Source organism: Alteromonas stellipolaris (assembly GCF_001562115.1).
GTDB classification, from domain to species: Bacteria; Pseudomonadota; Gammaproteobacteria; order Enterobacterales; family Alteromonadaceae; genus Alteromonas; species Alteromonas stellipolaris.
The window spans coordinates 859,067-882,582 of record NZ_CP013926.1 but is presented as its reverse complement, the minus strand read 5'-3'; the positions used below and the strand labels follow the sequence as shown (position 1 = coordinate 882,582).

16 protein-coding genes are annotated in these 23,516 nt (G+C 43.7%); 4 read left to right on the top strand and 12 right to left on the bottom strand.

Annotated features, from left to right (window positions below):
* The first annotated feature begins 6 nt into the window (after positions 1–6).
* The 3 genes from AVL57_RS03615 (at position 7) to AVL57_RS03605 (ending at position 5,237) form a co-directional block, all read left to right on the top strand.
* Positions 7–3,330, top strand: a complete 3,324-nt coding sequence (locus tag AVL57_RS03615; RefSeq protein WP_063456553.1) for a hybrid sensor histidine kinase/response regulator — start codon at positions 7–9, stop codon at positions 3,328–3,330.
* Positions 3,323–4,417 carry a response regulator gene (locus tag AVL57_RS03610; protein WP_057793832.1) on the top strand — a complete coding sequence of 365 codons (1,095 nt, stop codon included), beginning with the start codon at positions 3,323–3,325 and terminating at the stop codon, positions 4,415–4,417. The genes AVL57_RS03615 and AVL57_RS03610 overlap by 8 nt, the downstream gene beginning before the upstream one ends.
* A 238-nt stretch (positions 4,418–4,655) precedes the next feature.
* Complete coding sequence (locus AVL57_RS03605) at positions 4,656–5,237, top strand: acyloxyacyl hydrolase (RefSeq protein WP_057793834.1); 582 nt, start codon at positions 4,656–4,658, stop codon at positions 5,235–5,237.
* 126 nt (positions 5,238–5,363) lie between these two features.
* Here AVL57_RS03605 and AVL57_RS03600 read toward each other — a convergent pair whose 3' ends face one another.
* The 12 genes from AVL57_RS03600 to phoB all read right to left on the bottom strand — a co-directional run bounded on the left by AVL57_RS03600 (position 5,364) and on the right by phoB (position 21,492).
* Entirely contained in the window at positions 5,364–6,689 is a 1,326-nt protein-coding gene (locus tag AVL57_RS03600; RefSeq protein WP_057793836.1) for a tetratricopeptide repeat protein, read from the bottom strand.
* Positions 6,690–6,693: 4 nt separating this feature from the next.
* Positions 6,694–7,302 (bottom strand): energy transducer TonB, encoded by a 609-nt coding sequence (locus tag AVL57_RS03595; RefSeq protein ID WP_013785411.1) that lies wholly within the window; start codon positions 7,300–7,302, stop codon positions 6,694–6,696.
* Positions 7,303–7,305: 3 nt separating this feature from the next.
* A complete protein-coding gene (locus tag AVL57_RS03590) occupies positions 7,306–7,713 on the bottom strand; it encodes an ExbD/TolR family protein (protein WP_013785412.1) in 408 nt (135 codons plus the stop codon).
* A 29-nt stretch (positions 7,714–7,742) separates the two neighbouring features.
* The gene (locus AVL57_RS03585; RefSeq protein ID WP_013785413.1) at positions 7,743–8,261 is read right to left on the bottom strand and encodes a MotA/TolQ/ExbB proton channel family protein; all 519 of its coding nucleotides are present in this window, start codon (positions 8,259–8,261) and stop codon (positions 7,743–7,745) included.
* A gap of 2 nt (positions 8,262–8,263) precedes the next feature.
* A complete protein-coding gene (locus AVL57_RS03580; RefSeq protein ID WP_057793838.1) occupies positions 8,264–9,631 on the bottom strand; it encodes a MotA/TolQ/ExbB proton channel family protein in 1,368 nt (455 codons plus the stop codon).
* Positions 9,632–9,644: 13 nt separating this feature from the next.
* Entirely contained in the window at positions 9,645–10,403 is a 759-nt protein-coding gene (locus AVL57_RS03575) for a DUF3450 domain-containing protein (RefSeq protein WP_057793840.1), read from the bottom strand.
* Positions 10,404–10,558: 155 nt separating this feature from the next.
* Positions 10,559–13,255 (bottom strand): TonB-dependent receptor domain-containing protein, encoded by a 2,697-nt coding sequence (locus AVL57_RS03570; RefSeq protein WP_057793842.1) that lies wholly within the window; start codon positions 13,253–13,255, stop codon positions 10,559–10,561.
* A 95-nt stretch (positions 13,256–13,350) separates the two neighbouring features.
* A complete protein-coding gene (locus AVL57_RS03565; protein WP_057793844.1) occupies positions 13,351–17,424 on the bottom strand; it encodes a beta-helix domain-containing protein in 4,074 nt (1,357 codons plus the stop codon).
* A 206-nt stretch (positions 17,425–17,630) separates the two neighbouring features.
* Complete coding sequence (locus AVL57_RS03560) at positions 17,631–18,440, bottom strand: 2OG-Fe(II) oxygenase (RefSeq protein WP_057793846.1); 810 nt, start codon at positions 18,438–18,440, stop codon at positions 17,631–17,633.
* A 24-nt stretch (positions 18,441–18,464) separates the two neighbouring features.
* Positions 18,465–19,427 carry a PstS family phosphate ABC transporter substrate-binding protein gene (locus AVL57_RS03555; RefSeq protein ID WP_057793848.1) on the bottom strand — a complete coding sequence of 321 codons (963 nt, stop codon included), beginning with the start codon at positions 19,425–19,427 and terminating at the stop codon, positions 18,465–18,467.
* On the bottom strand, positions 19,428–20,729 hold the full coding sequence (gene phoR / locus AVL57_RS03550; RefSeq protein ID WP_057793850.1) for a phosphate regulon sensor histidine kinase PhoR: 1,302 nt from the start codon (positions 20,727–20,729) through the stop codon (positions 19,428–19,430).
* 73 nt (positions 20,730–20,802) lie between these two features.
* Complete coding sequence (phoB, locus tag AVL57_RS03545) at positions 20,803–21,492, bottom strand: phosphate regulon transcriptional regulator PhoB (protein ID WP_057793852.1); 690 nt, start codon at positions 21,490–21,492, stop codon at positions 20,803–20,805.
* Positions 21,493–21,694: 202 nt separating this feature from the next.
* Here phoB and AVL57_RS03540 point away from each other — a divergent pair, with 202 nt between their 5' ends.
* Entirely contained in the window at positions 21,695–23,431 is a 1,737-nt protein-coding gene (locus AVL57_RS03540; RefSeq protein ID WP_057793853.1) for a sensor histidine kinase, read from the top strand.
* The last annotated feature ends 85 nt before the right edge of the window (positions 23,432–23,516 follow it).

The window sequence follows — 23,516 nt, the reverse complement described above, 5'->3', positions numbered from 1 at the left end:
AACGCTGTGAACTCCCTTTTAATCAAGCAAATCAAAGCTGCATTTTCTTGTAAAAACAACGAAGAAGGCGAACTTTGGTTAGACGATATACTCAATAAAACTACTTTGTTAGACAATCATGATGCATCCCGCCTTACCACTGGCCTTAGTGCATTGCTTGCCTCTATTGACAATACATACCGCCAACATGGTCTTGAAGCCGAAGATGAGACGACAAGCGGCGGGTACGCATGTCAAAATAGTATGGATAGACAGCCTTTAGAACAAGGGCAAACCTCGCCTCAAGAATTAGCAGCCATTACAGATAACCTTGTTCAATCGGTCAATACATTATTAACGGCGCAAGCGCGACCTGAAATTGATAACGACATTGCTAGCTTAACCTCGCTGTCCACCTTGGTCTTAGACTTAATTACTGAGCAACAACACAACGAAAACGACATGCTGATCCAGAGACGAGCAATGGATCAGCACAGCATAGTGGTCACGCTCGACTTAAACGGCACTATCTTAAGTGCTAATGATAAGTGCTGCCAGTTATCTGAATTTACTCGGGACGAGCTTATCGGGAATAATGCGGATATGCTCAATGTTAAAAATGTCCCCTTACCCACACGCCTCGCTATTCTGAAATCCTTATTTGAAGGTGAAATTTGGCACGGCGAGCTTCAAAGTATCACTAAGTCCGGCACCCCTTGGTTTGTATTTTGTACCATCGTACCCAATGTAAATGATCAAGACCGTGTTGAAAACTTAGTCGTACTTTGTACCGATATTTCCAATCAAAAAAGGTTAGAAAAAAGGTTAGAGACAGGTAGGCAGTTTTATCAAAGCATTACTAATAGCATTGGTGAAGGCGTATATGCTGTAGACGCCAATGGCAAAACTCAATTTCTTAATCCTGAAGCATCACGTTTATTAGGGTGGGAATTAGAGGATTTACAAAGTCATAGATTTCATAATGCGGTTCATTATCAAAAAGAAGATGGCACACTCTTATCTCGAGAGGATTGTGCAGTCAACAATGCTATTTGTGAAGGAAAAACCTATAGCTCCGATGAAGACTTCTTTACCGATAAGCGAGGACGTATATTTCCTATATCAATTGTTGCAGTTCCCCTTCAAGACATTCATGGCAAGCCCAATGGGCATGTGGGTGTGTTCAGAGATATAAGTGGCCGTAAAAGGTTAGAGCGGCAGCTACAGCATGCCTACCAAGAAGCCGCTAAAGCCAACAAGGCCAAGGGGGATTTCTTGGCCACAATGAGCCATGAAATTCGCACGCCTATGAATGCCATTATTGGCTTAACTCATTTAGCGCTTGAAAGTGATAATCAAGCGCAGCAACAGAACTACATGTCCAAGGTGAGAGGTAGCGCCACCTCGCTGCTCACGCTAATAAACGGCATTTTAGATTTTTCAAAAGTTGAAGCCCAACAAATTGAATTGCACCACGCTGATTTTAATCTTGCCGATATGATGAACAAGCTCGCGCAAGTGTTTCAACATAAAGCGCGTCAAAAGCACCTACAGTTACTTTTCGATATGCGTTTAGACACGGATGTTACCTGTAAAGGTGACAGTGACAAGATTTATCAGGTGCTGGTTAACTTATTGGGAAATGCAATTAAGTTCACGCGTCACGGCTTCGTTAAATTAATCGTTAGCCAAGAAGGAGAGGCGCTTTCTTTTTGTGTGAGCGATACAGGTATTGGGATTGATGAAGACAACAAAGAAAAACTGTTCAAAGCCTTCGTGCAGGCAGATGCGTCAATTTCAAGAGAATATGGCGGTACAGGGTTAGGGTTGGCCATTAGTAAGCGTTTAGTTGAGCTAATGCATGGTGAACTTGAATTCACCAGTGAGCTTGGCAAAGGGACTAGCTTTTGTTTTACCCTGCCTGGAATGGTTTATGAAAAGGCTAATGAGACAATCTCAATAAATGCGAGTCAATCCGTGCCCCTGCGGGAATTGAATCACCCACTGCTGTGTGTGAATACCAGTCAAGATATGGATGAAGCGAACGATATTTTAGCTCACACCCTGTCGCGCCTTTCCATACCTTGCAGCTTTATTAAAGTAAATGCAGATGCAGATGCGTTCCCAGTCACCCCTCATGATGTAATTGTTTTGCTTCCCGCTAAGCCAGCAGCATGGCAAAAATTCGTCAACCACATAAAACTTGGTGAATATGAAAATTTGAACCTGATGTGTATTGTCACTCCCGTCGACACCGAAGAAGCCAAGCGACGATTACAATCTATCAAACTCAACACGCTTAATATAATAGAGCTACCTTTTACCGATGTTCACATCTTACGGGCATTATTCCCAACCTCTGGTTCCACATTAGCGACGCACGCTGATGGACTGGAAAGTAAACTCTGGCGTAAGCGACGCTTAGCAGGAAAGCACGCCCTATTGGTCGATGATGACAGTATTAGCCTTGAAATAGCGCAACAAATTTTACTTGATGCAGGGTTGAAAGTCACCACAGCAACCACTGGCGAGCAAGCCCTAGTATTAGGTAAGAGTAACAACTTCGATGTGGTACTGCTCGATTGTATTCTTCCCAATAAAAGTGGATTCACTGTTGCTGAAGAACTCAATAATTTAAACGGCTGGCACTGCCCTATTATTGCACTTAGTGCAGATAGTAGTAGCGAAAACATACAAAAAGGGTCTAGCGTAGGTATGTGCGCGCACTTACTAAAACCCGCAAGCGCGGCTGAGATATTACATGTCATCGATATCAACATTCACACTTCTGCAAATTTAAGTAACATGCATGACAGTGACGATCCCTACCTCACTTCCCTCGCTGAGTTTTACTTAAATTATGGAAATGCAGAATTACTCGCGCAGCTTATTAATATCATGGTTGAAAACGACTCAAAGCATGATGCCATTAATTCGCTATTGGACGATGCGAGAAAAATAGGGGCTGATACTTTGGTGGCCGCGTTAGAAGAGCTACCAAGCAGCCTTGAAAACAAAGCTAATTATGCGCATAAGATATCCAACATCTCTTTCGCTTTAGACGCCACTCTTCGACTTATTGCTCATACGCTTTCATTGCCAAAAGAGTATGATGAAAAAGAAGTAGAAGAGACACTATCTATCTCAGATTTATCAGCGGTGATCACTAGCCTTGAATCTTACGATGCTGAGGCGGTATCTCTACTATCAGCGCTATACCACAAACATGCAGCATCAACATCGGCATCGGTACATGCCTTAAACCATGCAAGGCAACTTGTTAGTGTTTACGATTACGGCCGAGCACTTGAAGAACTTTTACGCCTAAGGGATACACTGCTAAATGGCTGATAACCAAAAATCGAAAAAGACGGACTTTAGCATTTTAGTCGTCGACGATGAGCCAGCAAATATCGATTTATTGCAGGGTATTTTATCGCCCTATTATCAAGTAAAAGTAGCGCCCACTGGGCATATCGCATTGAAAGTCGTAGAGCAGTTCACCCCAGACCTTATTTTACTCGATATTATGATGCCGGGTATTGATGGGCATGAGGTATGCAGACAAATTAAAACTTCACCAGAACTTGCCCCCAGGCTGGCTAAAGTGCCTATCATCTTTGTTACGGCTTTGGGTCAAGGTCAAGATGAAGAAAAAGGGTTCGAATTAGGTGCAGTAGATTATATTACTAAGCCTATCTCACCCGCATTAGTGCTTGCTAGAGTAAAAACTCACATCTCGTTAGCACATCAAGTAAGAGTAACTGAACAAGAAGTTAAAATCAGAACGCAAGAACTGCTTCGTAGCCAGCAAAGTGCTATTAGCATGTTGGCCGCTGCGGGACATTACAACGATACTGACACCGGCCATCACATTTGGCGCATGGCTGCATATTGTCAGTGCTTAGCGTTAGCCTCTGGTTGGTCACCTGAAGATGCCTCATTACTGGCACAAGCCGCGCCTATGCACGATACCGGGAAAATAGGTATCCCCGATAGTATTTTAAAAGCCCCTAGACGACTTACCTTCGATGAAATGGAAGTGATGCGTACTCATGCGGCTATTGGGTATGAAATATTAACTCGCAGTAATTCCCCCTTATTTAGCTTAGCCGCAGAAATTGCGCGCTATCACCATGAAAAATGGGATGGTAGTGGCTACCCTTATGCATTGAAAGGTGATCGAATTCCGTTGAGCGCTCGCATTGTGGCAATTGCAGATGTGTTCGATGCCCTGACTATGAAACGCCCTTATAAAAAGGCATGGCCGGATGAAGAAGCATTTGCCTACATTGAGAGTGAATCGGGCAAGCACTTCGACCCACAATTAGTGTCTGCTTTTTTGTCTATCAAAGAAGAAGTATTGAAAACAAAAGCGTATTGGAATGAACTTGAAGCTAGAAATGAACTCCCATCGATAGAAGCGTTTCTTCCCTGAGTCCTTATGCTTGAAGCCCTAACTCCCTAGGGCTTGTTTGAATGACGCTAATCAGCGAATGCAGTTTATCTATGCAAAATACTACGGTGAAACCACAGATTTAAACGATGATCTGTTAGTTCATTTTTCTCTAAATTATCAGAATAAAATTGTCATATTTAATCGAATAAAACACGTCTTTTTTTAGAATTGGGTTACCGGTATTCCTCCCTCATATAGGGCGTTGGAGGAACATACTATGACTAACACACACATTTTCACCCTTGCTGCACTACTCACTCTATTACTTACCCCATTTTCTGCTAACAGTAGCGAAAGCCAATCGCCTAGCTTATGGCCAGCACCAACACAAAGCGCTCATGGCTACGCTATCGACTTCATACGTGGAGAGGGCGCGGTAAATGGCATCAAATTAGCCTATCAATACAATATCGATCAGCCTTTAAACGTAAGTTGGCCTATGACCTTAACCATGGAAACCAGCGCTAACTTTTGGGAATATGGTGACGATAATCAGTACGACTCAAATATTGTACTCGCCCTTTCACCTATTTTACGGTTTCCGCTAACCACAATGTTTAACAAGCCTATCGATTTAGAGTTGGGCATTGGCGTGTCGTTACTAGATGATACTCAATTTGCAGGTAAAGACGTGTCTACCCACTATCAGTTTGAAGATAGAATTGGATTTTCAACCACGTTTGGGCAATACCAAGAATACCGCGTGTCTCTGCGCTACTTTCACTATTCGAATGCAGGTTTTAAAAAGCCCAATCCAGGGTTAGATTTTATATCGTTGTCATTTAGCCAACGGCTTTAAGAGTAAGACTTCAGCCTAGTGAGCTATTAACTACAACAACACAAACAAAAACGCCGCCGGCTCGTTTAGATGCCTGCGGCGTTTCTTTTGACACCTATAAGCGTATAAGCGTGCTAGCTGTTGCGTTTAACTGTTACCAAGCTCAGCTTCAATGATTTCGGCTTGTGTCTTTTCAGATTGCACAAACTGTTTCCACTGCTGCGCCATAGCACGGCTTTTCTGATGCTTTTCAGCTTCAGCAAGTTGGTTAAGTGCTAGTGCATACTGCTTTTGATTGTAAAGGGCCATGCCTTTAATCAAATATACCAAACCAGGGTTACGCATCTCGCCTTTTTCAATCGCGCGATCTGCTGAGGTAATCGCCTCATCCCAACGTTGTTCATTAAGCAAAATTTGCGCTAGCTGAGCATCTAACTCACCGTCTTCTGATAATTCTGCTGCTTGCATCATTACCGGAATCGCCTTGTCCTGCTCTTTGGCGAGAGTCCAGCTTTGACCTAAAAACTTAAGATTACGAAGGTTTTCTTCCAGCACACCCTCTTTCATAGCTTGTTCCATCAACAATGCACCTTTGTAAGGAGCACGGTGATAGTAATAAAGCTGAGCCATGTTAAAGATATCCGCTGGAGATTCTACAAAACCCTGTTGGTAAGCGGTTTCCATAATGGCAAGCTGCTTACGCTCTTCACCAAGTTCGCCGTACATGCCGGCTAACTGTATCCAATACTTTGGTTCGCTATAAAGCTTTACTAGCTTGATCAAAACATCTTTTACTTTAGCAGGCTGCTTAAGTTCATAGAACACCGCGCGTTGAAGAATAAGCCATGCTTCATCGGGCAACATGCCTTCTGCTTCATGTTCTTCAATGGCTTGTGTTATCCAATCAGCTGCATCATCGTAACGCTTGTTCTGGTAATACGCCTGTGCTTTTAACACCTTATTTTTAGGTGGAATCACACCGTTGTTTAATACTTCCCAGCGTTCGATAAATTCTATCGTTTTATCGTAGTTACCTTGCATCAAATGCAACTGCGCTAAGCTGAAAAGTGTCGACATCTCGAACTTCTCAGGAATAGGTTGCTGGTTTACCACGTTTTCAAACGATTCTAGGGCTTTATCGTAATTTTCGTCGTTGTAGTAAATGAAGCCGAAAAAGTTATACATCATGGCTTTTTCGTAACTATTCATAGAGTCAGCTTTTTCTTCTACCTCTTTAAGAATAGCAATAGCTTCTTCTACATCGCCTGCATCATCTGCGGCTGACTGTGCACGTGCTAATTGCTCGTACACCTTCCCGCGAAGTGTAGGAACACGACGGGTTTTCTTATCACTGGCTTTTTGTTCCTGGGCAACCGCATTATTGGCAACCAACATAGTAGGAACAGACACAGTTGCAAAAACAACGGCAAACGCCAGTGCACTAAGCAATGTATTCGTTTGTTTTATTCTCATGTCATTATCCGTCTATCTGGAAGGTAATACGGTTTTGAATACCAGACACTTCCGTGGCTTCGCCATTTACCACTCGCGGCTTATACTTAAACTTCATTGCTGCATCCATTGCTGCTTGTTCAAATATACCCTCTGGGTTGGCTTCTATCACGATAGGGTCTCGCACTGCGCCTTGCTTAGTTACCGTAAATTCAACAATAACAAAGCCTTCAATACCACGTTGTAAAGCACGACGAGGATACACCGGCGCCACCTTAACAATAGGTAAATACTCGCCATCACCAGACTCAAGGGCTAACCCGCCGTCTAATGAAATATCATCACCAACATCTGCACCGAAATCCATAGACGTCCCTTCCGCATCAGGAGTGGGTGAGTCCATTTGAGGCTGCTCCATTTGTGGTGGTGGCTGATCTGGCTTAGGCGGCTTTTTAGGCTTACGGTCTTTTTTCTCGACCTGTTCGTCCTGCTTAACCCTAACAAAGTCAAGTACACTACCCTTTGGCGGTTCCGTTAACGCACTGCCACCCATCTTGATAAGTGATTGCATCAAGAAGAACAGGCCTAACGTGATCGCAAGGGATATAACAAATGCGATTATATATCGTGGCATGATTTATGGCTCTTGAGCTGCAATCGAAACATCAAAAACACCTGCCGCACGGGAGGCATCCATAACCTTAATAAGGGTTTCAGTCGTTGATTCTTTATCTGCTTGAATCACAACAGTACCCTGCGGGTTTTCAGCGTGTAGACGCTCGATGTTAGCCTGTACTGCGCGCTCATCGATACGACGCTTATTAATCCAAATCTCGCCTTTATCAGAGATAGCAATAAGAATGTTAGCGCGGTCTTTTTTCACAGCAGTAGCTGCTTCAGGGCGGTTAACATCAATACCCGCTTCTTTCACAAACGATGCGGTTACAATAAAGAAAATCAACATGATAAATACAACGTCCAGCATGGGCGTCATATCGATGGCTGCTTCTTCTTCATCAACTAGGTTTTGAAAATGTTGCTTCATAATTTTTACCTTACCTTAATGCCGTAGCATTAACGTTGAATAGTCAATGCATCCTCAAGATGCGTGCGTTCAGATTTCACCATACGGTTAAGCCACGTAGAGGCGAATACGCCTGAAAGTGCACCAACCATGCCCGCCATAGTGGGGATAGTGGCTTTCGATACGCCTGATGCCATAGAGCGGGCGTTACCCGAACCTGCAATGGCCATAACATCGAACACTTCAATCATACCGGTTACCGTTCCCATCAAGCCAAGCAGCGGACAAAGCGCAACCAAAGACTGAATAATCGGGATACTACCGTTAAGACGCATAGTTAACTGTGAAATCGTTTTCTGACGAACTTGCTGTGCAATCCAAGAAGCGCGGTCGTTACGTGCAGTCCACATAGATACCGCTTCTTTCTTAGCTTGCTTATGCCAAATCATCAGATACATGGCACGCTCGAGGATCAAAAGCCACATAACGAATATCAGCAGACCGATGACCAGAAGAACCTGGCCACCTGTTTCTGTGAAATCGCGAATTGCTTCCAGAAACTCGATCATGATTAGCTCCGCTCTGCGCGCTCTGCAATAACGCCAGATGCCTGTTCTTGTAGGATATATACAATGTTCTTAGAACGTGTATTCAGCATGGCGTATAGCAAAGTCATAGGGATTGCTACTACTAGACCAAGAACCGTCGTAACGAGTGCTGTTGAAATACCACCAGCCATTAGTTTCGGGTCGCCTGTACCAAATAAGGTAATGGCTTGGAATGTATTAATCATACCGGTTACCGTACCAAGTAAACCCATAAGCGGCGCTACTACTGAGATAATCTTTATGATAGTAAGGTTACGCCCTAGCTTAGGTACTTCGCCCAAAATCGCCTCAGTAAGGTGAAGCTCTAGTGCTTCAACATCAGCGTTTGGATGCTCGTCACGTACTTTAAGTACACGGCCAAGTGGGTTGTTGGTTTTAACTTCTTTACTCTTAAGCTGCTTGTTCACTTTCATGCGAATAAGCGACAAGGTAATCAAACGCTCTAGGGCAAGTAACAAACCGAACGCGCCAACGATAAGGATGATGTACCCTACTACGCCGCCTTGTTCAACACGCTCTTTAAGATTGGGCGCCTGAACTAGAAGACCTAGAATTGAACCACCTGTTGGGTCGATACCAAACTGAACTAACTCACCACTTGCAGATTCTTGAAGTTCTGCAGCTGAGCTGTTGTAACGGTCAGCAGGCTGACGGATAAGTTCTGAAACCGTTCCGGTCACACCGTTGTACTCAAGGTATTTACCGTCAGCAACTAGCGCGAAAGGTCCTACGCGTACCACTTCTTTCGATACTTTCTGACCACCCGCTTCAACGACGTCAGTAGTGAATTTGGTTACTTTTCCTGACTCAGTCATTTCACGTTGCATTTCAAACCAAACACGCTCAATTTCTTCGATAGAAGCAAGCTTTGAGCTAGAGCCCATGTCTTGTGCCATTTTATCAAGGAAGTCTGAACGACCTGTGATTTGAGCCGATACTACTGAGTTATAAAATTTGTTTTTCGTGTCGCCAGCAATTTGCTGAAGTACACCAAACAATTCTTTTAGTGAACCTAAACGTGTATCTAGCGCACCGTTAAGGTCGGCCAATTTAAATTCATTTTCTTCAAATCGTGTTTCAAGCTGCTCTGACTGTGCCAACATCTGGTCACGACGAGCGCGTGTATCGCGCAATACTTGATCTTGCTCAGCACGTTGAGCAACAAAATCTCGCTCACGTTGTTTATTTTGCTCAGACTGTGCAAATTGTCCCTCTTCAAGCTGCTTAAGCAGTGCGTCTAGGTCCATTGCGCGGTCGTTTTGTGCTACTGCACCAGCGCTTAAGCTAAGGGCTACTAGGCCAAAAGCGATACGTTTTACTGAATTAAACATTCTCATCAACCTCTTAGTCTGTAATAGCCACTGGTAACATTAGCAAGTCTGGGGCAAGTTGTTTCTTCGCCATGCGCAGACCTTTAGTAATTTGTGTGCGGTAGCTACTGTCTAGCTCTTCCCACTGGCGAGTTTGCTTGTTCCAAACACCTTGTGAACTAGCATCACGAGTTTGATAAATAAGCGCTGTGCGACCTAAGCGTAAAAACTCTACGTCACGCTCTTGACCATTAATAGTATGCAAGCCGCTGTAGGCTTCCATGGTGCGACCGTAGTCCATCTCAACTTGGTACGCTTCCATTACACGACGGAACTTCTCAGACGCGGCTACATCGGCGCGGTCCATCATGGCTTTCAAATCCATAACGCGGTTTTTGCGTTCTTCAGGAAGAAAAGGTACGTCTAGGGCAATAAACTGTTCCATGCCGTCAATCATACGCATCATAAGCGGGGTAATTTGACGCTCAACAACCGATACTTCATCAATAGCGGCGTTCAAGTCATCCATTTCTTGTTCTTGGCTGCTAATTTGTTTACGAAGTTGAGTGTTATAAACTTCCAAACCTTCAATTTCTTTCATCAAAGTTTTGAATTGCTGAAGTTTACTGTCAATCTGATCGGTAATGCCGTTTATTTTTTCCTGCGACTTCGCAGCAGATTCATTAATTTTCGCCGCCTCATCGATAACGGGATTTAGTACTTCATCGTCTTGTGCTAGTACAGGTGTCGCTACAAGCGCGCCTGCAATAAGCAAAGAATTGATAAGCTTCATACATTCAAACCTTTAAAGTTAAAAGAAATCGGGATTACCGACTATAAAATTCTGGGCGTAGGATAGGAGTTTTCCATGACAGTTTTATTACATAACCGTCATATTCAGCAGACAATCGCGCAATAAAAAGCCCGGACAATTCCGGGCTTTTTAAATTAGAAGTCGTAACTTACACTAGCACTAATACCTGTGCCGACGGTTTCACGGCGCAACAAGAGTCCTTCTTGTTCAATTTCCTTATCCTCGTTGAGGATATTTTGAAACTTCAGTTTGACCGTAGTGTTGAAGTCAGGATAGTAAGTGTAAACAAAATCCAAAGAATGGAATGGATTTTCTATCCCGTCTTCGAACCCGCGAACACCTGGTGCAATAATTCGCTCACCAAAAGAGTTATACACCAATGAAGCCGAATGCTCTCCATTGTCTGAATCCCAACCTAATTGAAGGTTAGCAACCCACTCAGAGTGACCCACTAAACGACGTTGGTCATTAGTAATAGTCGCTGTAATGGTGCCGCCATAAGCTTCTCGTGCTTGCTGTGAGAACAAAGAATCTTGATCACCGCTGCCAATGGTCACTTCTGAATCTGATATCGTCATGTTACCAGATATAAAGAAGTTACTCATTGAATCGCTGATGAAGCTGAGGTCGTGTAAAAACTCCACTTCAACCCCATATAACTCACCTTCTTCGCCGTTAGCGGTAAGCAGCTGAGGTACCCCCTCACCGCCATCGAACTGAACCATCTCGATAGGGTTTTCCATGTCTTTATAAAATAGAGCAACAGACACGTTATTCCCTTGAGACATGTACCATTCCCAGCGAACATCTATGTTCATAAGCTCTGTTTCAACCAAAGATGGTGAACCACGAACAAGGAATTCGGTAAGCGGATCGATAAAGAATGTAGTACTGATATCACGTAAATCAGGACGAATTAACGTTTGGCTGATGTTGAAACGATATTGCATTTCATCACTGGCAATATAGGTTAATGCGAATGAAGGAAGAATATCGTCTTCATTATAAATACTGTCCGCAATTTCATCCGTTTCTGCTGCAAACTCATTCGAGTGTTCAACAAAAGGCACTGAGATTTGCTGGAACTCTTCCCAACGGGCACCACCACTTAAACGCCACTTTTTATCAATGAAGGCATCAACCATCAAGTAACCAGCAGTCAGTTTACTGGCTGCAGAATACTTATCACCTTCACCGGTATTGTCTTGAAATAGCGAGCTACCTGTTGAACTTGCATAGAAGTCAGGGTTATTAATATTTTCTTCTGAGAAAATATCATACAGTCGGTTGCCCACTTTAAATTCATCATTAATACCAAAATGGCGAATCGCTAAATCGATATTAACGGCATCACGGGTTTTCTCGTAATAATCAAAACCAGCTTTAATTTCGATGTCATACCCGTCTCCGTAGAAGGGGGTAGAGATATTAAAACCATAAGTATCAGATTCATCTTGAAGGCTTTGATATTGACGGTTTAAGTTAGTCCCTGAAGTATCATCAATACGCTCAAGCTCTAACGCACCTGCGTCGTCATAGAATAACTGGTAAGTGACTTCCATAATATCTGGCGCTTCACGCGAGGCACGGCTTGTACCTGCATACCAATCAAAAAACACACCGTTAGCAATATCGAGGAAGTTATGTGTCCCTTTCAACTGTGACGACACCATTTCACGCTCTTCGAAAATGATATCCATACGACTGAACTCTTCCACGCCGATGGTGCTTTCACTATCGTCGAAGTATTCACCGTCACGCAGACGGTCACGCATGTCGTGCAACATCATATTAACCAGTTCAATTTTGTGGTTACTATTTAACTCGTAACCCACATTAAACATGCCGCTCCAGCGAACATTTTGTTCGGTCGAAATCATGTCACGATATTTGGTGAAGCGAGGATTATCTTGTCCGCCACCAATATCATTACCCAATTGTTCTTCGGTAATTGACCATTCGTTACTGTAAGAAACCGTCGCTAAGAAACCCAGTACACTGTCATCGTCAAACGTGTAACGATTACCTAGGGTTGCGCCTAAATTGAAGTCTGGCTCTGCAGACTTACTTTCAGGGCCAATATCCCAGTTGAATGAATTCAATATTTCTTGTGTTTGCGCTAACGTGCGTGAAGAATCACCTTCAAAGCCGTCAGAGCCAGAAGCGGCAAGGTTAGATGCAATGATAGACGGCAAAGCACGTGTGCCATCGTCTCGTCCAGTCCAATCGTCGCTGCCACCTTCATAGAAAAATCCATCGTTACTGTTTTCTGAATTCCAACCTGCCCCACCAGACACACTGAAAACGAATTCAGTTGGAATAGATTTAGTACGAATATTAACGTTACCGCCACCAAAATGACCAGGCATATTGGGTGAAAACGATTTTTGTACGTTCAAGCTTTCAATGATACTTGAAGGGAATAAATCCAATGGAACCACTGAACGCGTAGGATCAGGGCTAGGTACTGTCATACCATTTAATTGTGTGCTTGAGTAACGTTCACCCAAGCCACGAACGTAGATGAATTTACCATCTACCAATGTCAATCCAGTTACACGACGAAGTGCTGCTGCTGCATCGCCATCACCGGTACGTGCAATTTGATCTGCACCCATGATATCGGCAACAAACGCTTGGTTTTGACGTTCTTGCATTACCGCTGTTGCAGTCCCTTTTAATCGGGTACCTGTAGCAACAACTTCTTCAATCACTTCATCTTCTGATTGTTGCGCTATTGCCGCTGTCGACAACAAACTTGAACCCAGAATGGAAGAAATGGCAAGAGTCAGGCTACCTAACTTGAATATTGACGATTGATTATTTTTCATTATGGAAACTCCTATGGGACTGTAGTTAGGAAGACCTTTCAACACAAAAGCTAAGGCGCACAAGCGCCTTAGCTTCAATGAATGACGAAAGTAAATTAGTCTTCAAGACCTACAGTTACCCAGCCTAGCGTCCAGTTAGCTTCGCCATCGAATGCACCTTTATAATCAGTGCTATCGAAGAAGCTATCTAGCGTAGACGCATCAAAACCAGAACCAAGTAACGCTGAATCACTGCTTGGCACATAGCCGGTTGCATCATCGAAGCTTAGTGCATCAATATCCGCAACAACGGTGTTACCGTCTTGTGATTCAAACCACTCTTGGGTTGTTGCCGTGCCAATCACGTCAGAACCAAATGCGCTTGTAGACTCACAAGCCACAGTAGAATGGGTAACAGTAAGCGAAGCATTTGCTGCGTTTGCAATTGATTCGTCACCGTTAACACGTAGGCAGTTGCTGTAGTCAGCGCCACCAGTAACTACTAAGTTTTTAATGGTTCCTGCTGTACCGTTGCGAAGACGTACGCCGTTGGTATCTGTAGAACCAATGATGGTTACGTTAGATACAGTAGGCGTAGTAAGTGGCGTCCAAGTAGGGTTATCTTCGTTATTGTCAGCTTCAAATGCATTGTCGCCGCCGTTAAGACCCTGTTTGATAAGTACGTACTGTGCCTTACCTGTCCAACCGAAAGACCAATCTAGTGAGTCATCACCAATTGCAGTTAGTACTAGGTGACTAACGTTTACCGAGCCACCGAAGAACTCAACACCATCGTCTAAGTTTTCGTGAACTTGGATGAAGTCAACTTCAGTACCACTACCGACACCTGCAAATGAGATACCGTTTAGTTCATCACCTGCTGCAAGTGCTTTACCTGCATGTTTAACGATAACATAGCGGAAAGTACCTGAGCTATCTTCTGCGTCAGCGCCGCCATATAGGCCAGCATCACCTTCAGCAGACACACCACAGGCTGCTAATTCAGCATCTGAGGTTGCATCGTCGTCACCTGTGTTACACAAGTTAGTTGGCGCATTACCTAAGATAACTAGGCCACCCCATTGACCGATAGTCGTTTCGCCACCTGTCATATCTTCAGATGAAGTGAACGTGATAGGTAATGTTGCTGTACCAGACGCTTCCATTTTGGAACCGCGGCGTACAACTAAGAAATCGTCGCCATCTTCACCAAATACGGTCGTACCGCGTTGGATATAAAGCGTGGCACTATCAGCATTATCGTTACCTACGGCAGTGCGGCCTTTAATTAACCAGTGAGCATCATTGGTTAAAGAAACGTCTGCGGTAAAGGTAGTATCAGCAGCAAGTTGATACACTGGCTTATCAGTAATCGCAGCAAAGCTGCTTGAAACGTCAGTGGCTAGGCCTTGCTCAAATGCATTAGTCACATCAGAAGGAATTGAATCGTTAACAGCAACAGTCCAACCATCCATCCAGTTATTTTCACCGTCGAACGCACCGATGTAGTCAGTTGACGTGAAGAAATCACTGTCAGCAGACATATCAACGCCAGCGTCAAGCAAAGGAGAACCTGAGCGAGGTGTGAAGCCATCAGTAGAAAGCATCAATGCGTCAGCCGTTTGTACACTGTTCCCAGTTTGGCCGGTAAACCAATCTTGTGTTGAACCACCGCTGATTTCATCAGAACCGAAGTTGTCATCTGTCTCACAGGCAACTATTGAGTTTTCAACTGAAAGCGCACCAGACTCTGCATTCGCGATAGATTCAGCGCCATTAACACGTAGGCAGTTTGAATAGCCTTCACCCGCAGTAACGACTAAGTTACGTACTGCACCAGCGGTACCGTTACGTAAACGCACACCGTTTGTGCCATCTGCACCAACGATAGTTACGTTCGAGATAGTTGGGCTAGTAAGCGGCAACCATGCAGGGTTATCTTCGTTGTTATCCGCTTCAATAGCGTTATCACCACCTGCAGCCGATTGCTGGATATAAACGTTTTGTGCGTTACCAGTCCAACCAAATGACCAATCAAGTGAGTCATCGCCGATATCAGTCAACACAATGTTACGAACGCTTACTGTTCCACCGAAGAATTCAACACCGTCATCTAGGTTTTGGTGAACTTGGATAAATTCAACTTCAGTACCAGAGCCGATACCCGCAAATGAGATACCGTTGAGTTCGTCACCTGCCGCTAATGCGCGACCTGCATGCTTAACAACGATATAGCGAAGTGTACCTGAATTATCTTCAGCATCTGCACCACCGTAAAGGCCTGCGTCACCTTCAGCTGCTACACCACATGCCGCTAACTCAGCATCTGAAGTATCTGAGTCATCACCCGTGTTACATAGGTTTGTAGGTGCGTTACCAAGTAAAACTAGACCGCCCCATTGGCCGATTGACGTTTCTTGACCTGTTAAGTCTTGAACCGACGTAAAAGTGATTGGTGCGTTAGCCGTACCTTCAGCTTGAATCTGAGAGCCACGACGCACTACTAAAAAGTCATCGCCTTCTTCACCGAAAACGGTTGTGCCTTGTTCAATGTAAAGTACCGCGTTGTCTGCGTTATCGTTACCAACAGCTAAACGACCTTTAATTAACCAATAAGCATCGTTAGTTAACGTTACATCATTGGTTAGTGTTGTATCTTCAGCAAGTTCATAAACTGGCTTGTCAGTTAATTCAGGGAAGTTAGCTGAAACATCTGTCGCAAGACCTTGCTCGAAAGCAGTCTGAATATCAGTTGGGAATCCACCGTTTACACCAACCGTCCAACCGGTCGTCCAATCTTCTCCCGCTGGGTCAAATGCGCCGATGTAATTTCCACTGTTGGCTAAAGGCGATGCAGAAGTTGGGAAATAACCGTTATCTTCAAATAAAAGTTCAGAAGGCGTTAATACGCTATTACCTGTTTGACCTTCAAACCAAGCTTGCGTAGATTCGCCACCAATATCATCAGAACCAAAGTTATTTGCTGGTGTTTCACACGCAACAACAGAGTTAGTTATCGCTAGCTCGCCAGACTCTGCATTCGCAATAGACTCATCGCCATTTACGCGCAGACAGTTAGCCGCTAATGTAGAGCCGGTAACGACTACATTAGATAGCACCCCTGCTGTACCGTTACGTAAACGTACGCCGTTAGTACCGTCGGCACTTACAATGGTTACGTTAGAAACAGTTGGCTTGGTAAGTGGTAACCATGAAGGATTATCTTCATTGTTATCCGCTTCAATAGCGTTGTCACCACCGTCTGCAGATTGCTGAATGTAAACGTTAGTTGCACTACCCGTCCAGCCGAAAGACCAATCGAGTGAATCATCACCAATGTCAGTAAGTACAACATTACTTACACTAACCGTACCACCGAAAAATTCGATTCCGTCATCAAGGTTTTGATGAACTTGAATGTGATTAACTGTTGTTTCAGAACCGATACCCGCAAATGAAATACCGTTTAGTTCATCACCAGAAGCCAATGCTTTACCAGCATGCTTTACAACAACGTATTCAAGCGTACCTGAGTTATCTTCCGCGTTGTTGCCGCCATATAGGCCTGCATCACCTTCCGCTGAAACACCACAAGAAGCCAATTCATCGTCAGAAGTTTGGTCATCGTCACCTGTGTTACAAAGGTTAGTTGGTGCATTACCTAGTAATACCACACCACCCCATTGGCCAATTGATGTCTCTTCACCAGTAACGTCTTGGATAGACGTCATTATGATTGGCGCTGAAGATGAACCAGACGCTTCGATTTGTGAGCCACGGCGTACGACTAAAAAGTCATCACCGTCTTCACCGATAACGGTTGTACCTTCTTCAATCGTCAGTACTGTTGAATCAGCATTGTCGTTACCTACTGCCGTACGACCTTTGATGATCCAGTGAGCATCATTTGTTAACGTCATGTCTTGGGTTAACACTAAATCGTCGTTTAAGCGATAGACAGGCTTATCGGTAATTGTAGAGAATTCGCTTGAGGCGTCAGTCGCCAAGCCTAATGAAAATGGCGTATCAACATCAGGGGTCGTTGGCGTAGTTGGGGTCGTTGGCGTGGTTGGAGTCGTTGGCGTTACAACAACTTCGTCACCTTCGTTAATATTTATATCGCCACCGCAACCTGCAAGAACAAGTGCTGTGGTAATAGCACTGATCTTAAAAACATTACGAATTTCCATTAAATTCTCCAGTTAGATCTTAGTTTGAATTTCAAAGTCCGGTAGAGGTTAAATGAGAAGGGTGACATTTTTGTTACAAATGTGGATTCACACTGAAATTTTTGGAACTTTTATAAAATCAGTTGATAGCTTAAATTTTGTCTTGTTTTTTATGTTGTTAGCGAGAGATTGAAGGGGCGAACCGGGTGGTTATATTGACAAAGGGACTAATTTTTATCTCGAAACCACTTAGTTATGACGTTTTTATTACCAGCCGTTACAGGCTCAGCATAATGAAGCGTATTGAAGTTAGGCACCCCTGTGTTCGTCAGATTATTCCATAGGAGTGCTGTGCCTCGATGGGGTTTTACCGATACACCCATTTTTGTAAAATGAGTATGGCCTCCTTCCATGCCATCATCTAAGTAAACCATGCAAGTCCATGTTCGTTGACCTCGCCGCTTTGCGTGTTCTAAATATTGCGGCGTACCTGGGGGAAAGAAATCAAAATGCGGTTTAAAGTATTGACCCTGCTCATAATGCTGAGCTTGTATAACTTCTTTTTCTCCTATGCCCAAGCCTAAAAAATTGACGATGCGGCTATCTATTGAGGTAACTAGTGCGCTGTCCATAAAGGCGAGTTCGCAAGTTGACGATGTTCTGATCCCTTTTGCAGAGGGTGCCCCTGTCAGTTTTGAGGGCGAAAGCTTGCTAGAAGAAAGGTCGATTACAGCATGGCACTCTTCTGCCGATAAAAAGTCATCTACACGGTAAAGCTGAACTTCCTTTTCATCGCACAAACAGGTCACATTATTAATTGAAGGCTGATGTAAAAATGCGGGCGTTGCGAGCTTGCGATAAAACTCTACATCTCGGTCGAAAACATAGTTTGAAGGTAAATTACGGCCTAAAAGCCGACGAACTGTATCTGCATCAAACCCATTTAGCGTTAACTGCTCTGTAATCACGGGAAGTGCTGTGCCTGCGAGAAGGTTTTTAACTACCCAATTTTTCCAGCGTGATGAAACATGCTCCACGGTTATTCACCTGTTTGATACAAATTAATCGACCAACCTACGCTGCCTTAAGAGCATATCTTCCCGAATAGGAAAGTAGCCATCCCGGGATACTTGCTCTTGCCCTTGCTCAGATAAAATATAGCGCAAGAACTCTTTTTCCAGTGTAGGTAAAGGTTCGCCAGGTTTTTTGTTTATGACTAAATACAAGAAACGGGAAAACGGGTAAGACTCACTGCGCACGTTATCTATGGTAAGTGGCACTAACGAATCTATGGTCTCACCTAACGGTAACGCCCGAACCCCTGCGGTTTTATATCCGTAGGCGGCATATCCCATCGCCCCTTTTCCTGAAGCAACAGAAAGTACCACTGAAGCCGACCCCGGCTGCTCGTTAACTGTATTTCTAAAATCTCCGTCACACATGGCAATCATTTTAAATAAACCGTAGGTTCCTGATACCGAGTTTCGTCCGTACAAACGAATTGGGGCGCGATATCCGTTGGCATCAATGCCTAACTCTGACCATTTATTAATTGGCCCATCTCCTCCGCAAAATTGCGTTTGAGAGAAAATAGAATCGACTTGATTTAGGGTAAGCCCTTGCAACGGATTCCTGCGTTCAACAAAGATAGCAATGGCATCCATCGCGACTTTAAGGACTAAAGGCGGGTAACCGTGCTTGCGAGTAAAATCGCGAATCTCGCTAGGTTTTAATTCTCGGCTCATTGGGCCGATAGTGGCTGTACCTTCAATGAGCGCAGGAGGCGCAGTAGAAGAACCAGAAGCTTGAATTTGAAAACCCACCTGCGGATAGAGGGCTTTGAATTCTTGTGACCAAAAAGTCATTAGATTTGCGAGTGTGTCTGAACCTACCGAAGTGATTTTTCCCGCCACCCCAGGTTGACGTTCGTAGTCTAACTCGTGGGTAGTTTCAGCGCCTAGCGTGCCTGAAACAAGAAGCAAAACGGCCACATTGCACAAGGCGATGAATTGCTTTATTCGCATTTAAATTTGCTCCGCAATTAGCTCTTTATCTAGCACAAAGGAAAACTGACTGCCCTCCCCCAAGGTGCTAGCAATGTCTAAACGAGAATTATGGTGGCTAAGTACGTGCTTCACAATCGACAACCCCAACCCTGAACCACCGGTTTTGCGTGACCGTGCTTTATCTACTCGATAAAAACGTTCTGTGAGTCGATTCAGGTGATTAGATTCAATACCATCACCATTATCGTGCACCGCGAACTTTGCGCCTTCCTCATCATGCCGCCAATATACATGAATTTCACCACCAGGTGGAGTGTAGTGCACCGCATTAAATACTAAGTTAGAACAAGCACTTCGCAGCTCGGTTTCAACCCCGAAGACTTTAAGGTCGGCATCAATATGAAATTCAATATGGTGCTGTTTTTCTTTATTCAGTGCTTGGGCTTCTCGCTCTATCTGAGACAGTACCGTGGGAATATTAACCACATTTTCGTAAATCCGTTCCGAGCTGGCTTCAATGCGAGACAACACCAATAAATCTTCAATCAAATTTTGCATACGGTGAGTTTGCGCAGTCATCTCCTTCATGGCTTTTTGCATAAAAGGATCTGCGGTTTCATCCACCGGCAAAATTTCTAAATAGCCATTGATAACCGTGAGAGGCGTTCGTAGTTCATGTGACACATTGGCGACAAAATCTTTACGCATGGCCTCTAACTGAGAAACGCGAGTAATATCTCGCGCAATCAATAACAAGTGCTCGTCGCCATAAGGCATAACCCGATATTCAAAGGTTTTATGCGGGTTGGTTGGCGATGGTACTTCAATAGGATATTTGAAATTTCCAGCATGAAAATACTGAATGAATTCTGGGTGTCGTAGTAAGTTATCGAGCCTTCTGCCCGCATCTTGTGGCCACTTTAAGCCCAGATCCAACCGTGCTAAGCGGTTACACCAAATAATACATGCCTTAGAATCTACTACTACCGCAGCGTCGGGGAGTGCCTCAGAACCTTCCCGAAAGCGTTTTACTAACTCCCCAAGCTCTTTACGTTTATTTCTGTTTCTGCGCTGCAGGTAATAAATACCCTCGTAAATATGCTCCCACACCCCACGCACTGTAGGCGGTGACATCTTACGGCTATGCCATAACCAGCGGTTAAGCTTGTATAAATGCCAATAGTTGAAAATGAGCAGCAAAGTGGCGCCAATGGCTACGGCAAATAACATGTCATTCATGTACCAACCGATTAGCGCAAATACCAGAAGGTATAGCACTAGTCGAAGCGTACTTCTCAGCCATGAGAACGGGTAATACATAGTGAATGCGCCCTGAAACAGTGAAACGCGGAGAGCGAAGAGACGCTAATAGCGTCTCTTATCCGCTGGGAATTTAGAGTTTGGTAGAGAAACGGTAACCGGCTCCACGCACGGTTTGAATCATAGCATCATGCCCATGACGAGAGATAGCTTTACGTAAACGCCTGATATGTACATCAACCGTTCTGTCTTCCACATACACATTCGTACCCCATACATTGTCGAGTAATAGCTCACGGCTATAAACACGCTCTGGGTGGGTCATGAAGAAATGCAGTAATTTAAACTCTGTTGGCCCCATGTCTAGTGGCTCTTCATTGGCCATAACACGGTGAGACACAGGCTCAAGTTTCAAGCCATTAAATTCAATAGGCTCTTCATTTGAAGTAGGCGTTACGCGTCGCATCACCGCTTTAATTCGAGCAATAAGCTCTTTAGGTGAAAACGGTTTAGTGACGTAATCATCCGCACCCGCATCAAGGCCACGAATTTTATCTTCTTCTTCGCCTCTAGCGGTAAGCATAATCACTGGAATATCACGAGTGAACTCATGTTGCTTTAAACTCTTAGCTAATTGCACGCCGCTACCACCCGGTAGCATCCAATCAAGTAAGATTAAATCTGGGTAAGGTTCACATATTTTTTCTTGCGCTATATCGTAATCTTCGGCTTCAATAATATTAAAACCAGATTGCTCTAACACAAACTTAAGCATTTCACGGATGGGCGCTTCGTCCTCAACCACCAAAACTGTACGAGACATTATTATTTTCCTGCTCATCACAAAACGCCGCTATTATTAATGTGCACTGTGACACTTTTATTAAAACGATTACATTAATGTGTCAAGTTTTCGACAAAGATAGGTAAAATTTTCTTCATAGAGGTTGCTTGTTTATTCATACATTTACGCATATTCTTGGCAATGAAGGTCAAGTAAATTGTAGACAGAGGAATGTTGTTCAATGGCGGCGGTAAAAACGGGTTTATCAAGAAAACTGCTGACACGAGTGCTTTCTGTATACTTCATTCTTACGCTTATTGTTACCGTTGGACAGATTTTTACCGAGTATCTAAGTACCAAAGATCATGTCGAAGACGAATTACAAACTTTAAAAAATACCTTCTCAACCAGCTTAACCCGTGCCCTGTGGGAATTGAACAGCGAACAAGCTAGCTCAATAGCAGAGGGGTTATTAGAACTTCCTATTGTTGAAGGTGTACAAGTTAGGGATGAAAATGGCAATCAAATTGCCGACTTCGGTTTAAGTATTCAGCGTCCCCGCTCTCCTATCGAAGAAGAACTTATTGAAGACCACCCGGGTGGGATTTTCAGTTATAGCTTTCCATTAATATTTAAATTTTCAGGACGAGAATCGACCGTAGGCGATGTAACGCTCTACTCAAGTTTCGATACTATTTTTGGCCGTATCGAAATTGGCATCTTTTTTCTTATTGGAAATGCGTTAATAAAAACCACCTTTTTGGTGTTTCTTTTTATGACCGCGTTTCGCACCATGTTGTCCGAACCCTTGGCTGAAATAATTCATCAAATGGAAGGATTTGATCCGCTTCATCCCGATGAAAGCAAGCTTTCAGTCAAAATAAGTGACGATAATGAGTTATTGCAATTAAAAGAATCGTACAACAATGTTATCGACGATTTAATCGTATCTAATGGTAAGTTGACCAATGCTCAAAGCCAGCTATCGCATGCCAATAAAAAGCTAGACGATCAGAATCTTATTTTAGAGCAAGAAGTCGCTAAGAAAACCTCTTCGCTTTCTCAAATTATGCTTAGCCTTGAACAACAAAAAGACGAGCTTATCGCAAATCAAAGAGAGCTTCGTCAAGAGAATGAAAATAGGCAGTATATAGAAGATGAGCTTCGCAAAAAAAATTCGGAGTTAGCGAATTCAATGGGAAATTTACAACTCGCCAAAGACCAATTGGTCGAATCTGAGCGCATGGCCTCTCTTGGCGGTTTGGTAGCTGGGATTACCCATGACGTAAATACACCACTTGGCGTTGGCGTAACTGCCGCCAGCTTTTTGCAAGAGCGACTTAATAACTTAAAAACGAGTTTTGAAGAAAAAAGCCTGACTACAAAAAACATGGAAAACTTCATTAATGAAGCAGAACAATCAGCTAATCTCCTGTTAACTAACTTAAACAGAGCATCTGAGCTTATCGCCAGCTTCAAACAAGTGGCGGTAGATCAAACCAGCGAAACTGAACGAGAGATAAACCTTAACGATTACATTCGTGACATCATTAAATCACTTAAGCCAAGCTTCAAGCATAATAATCATGAAATAGTGGTTAATTGCCCTGAAGATCTTTATATTCGCTGTGCACCAGGGGCCATTGCCCAAATTGTCACAAACATGATTGTGAACTCCTTAGTGCATGGTTTTGAAGATACTAACGATGGCAAAATTACGTTAGATGTGAGCGTTGATAACAACACCATAGAAATGCGTTATCGTGACAACGGGAAAGGCTTATCTAATGACGACTTAGATAGGTTATTTGACGCCTTCTTTACGACTAAACGAGGAGAAGGTGGCAGCGGACTTGGCACACACATTATGTACAACCTTGTTACTCAGTCTTTATCTGGCCACATTGAAGCGCAAAGCAAACCTGGCGATGGCCTTCAATATACCATTCGCTTTCCTATGAAGGGTAAACCGGCTTAACAAAAAATCTCTATAACTCCCGTACTATATCCGTTGCACCGCATTCGCTAGCTTGGTACGCTTGCCCACCATTTTTAAAAGAGAT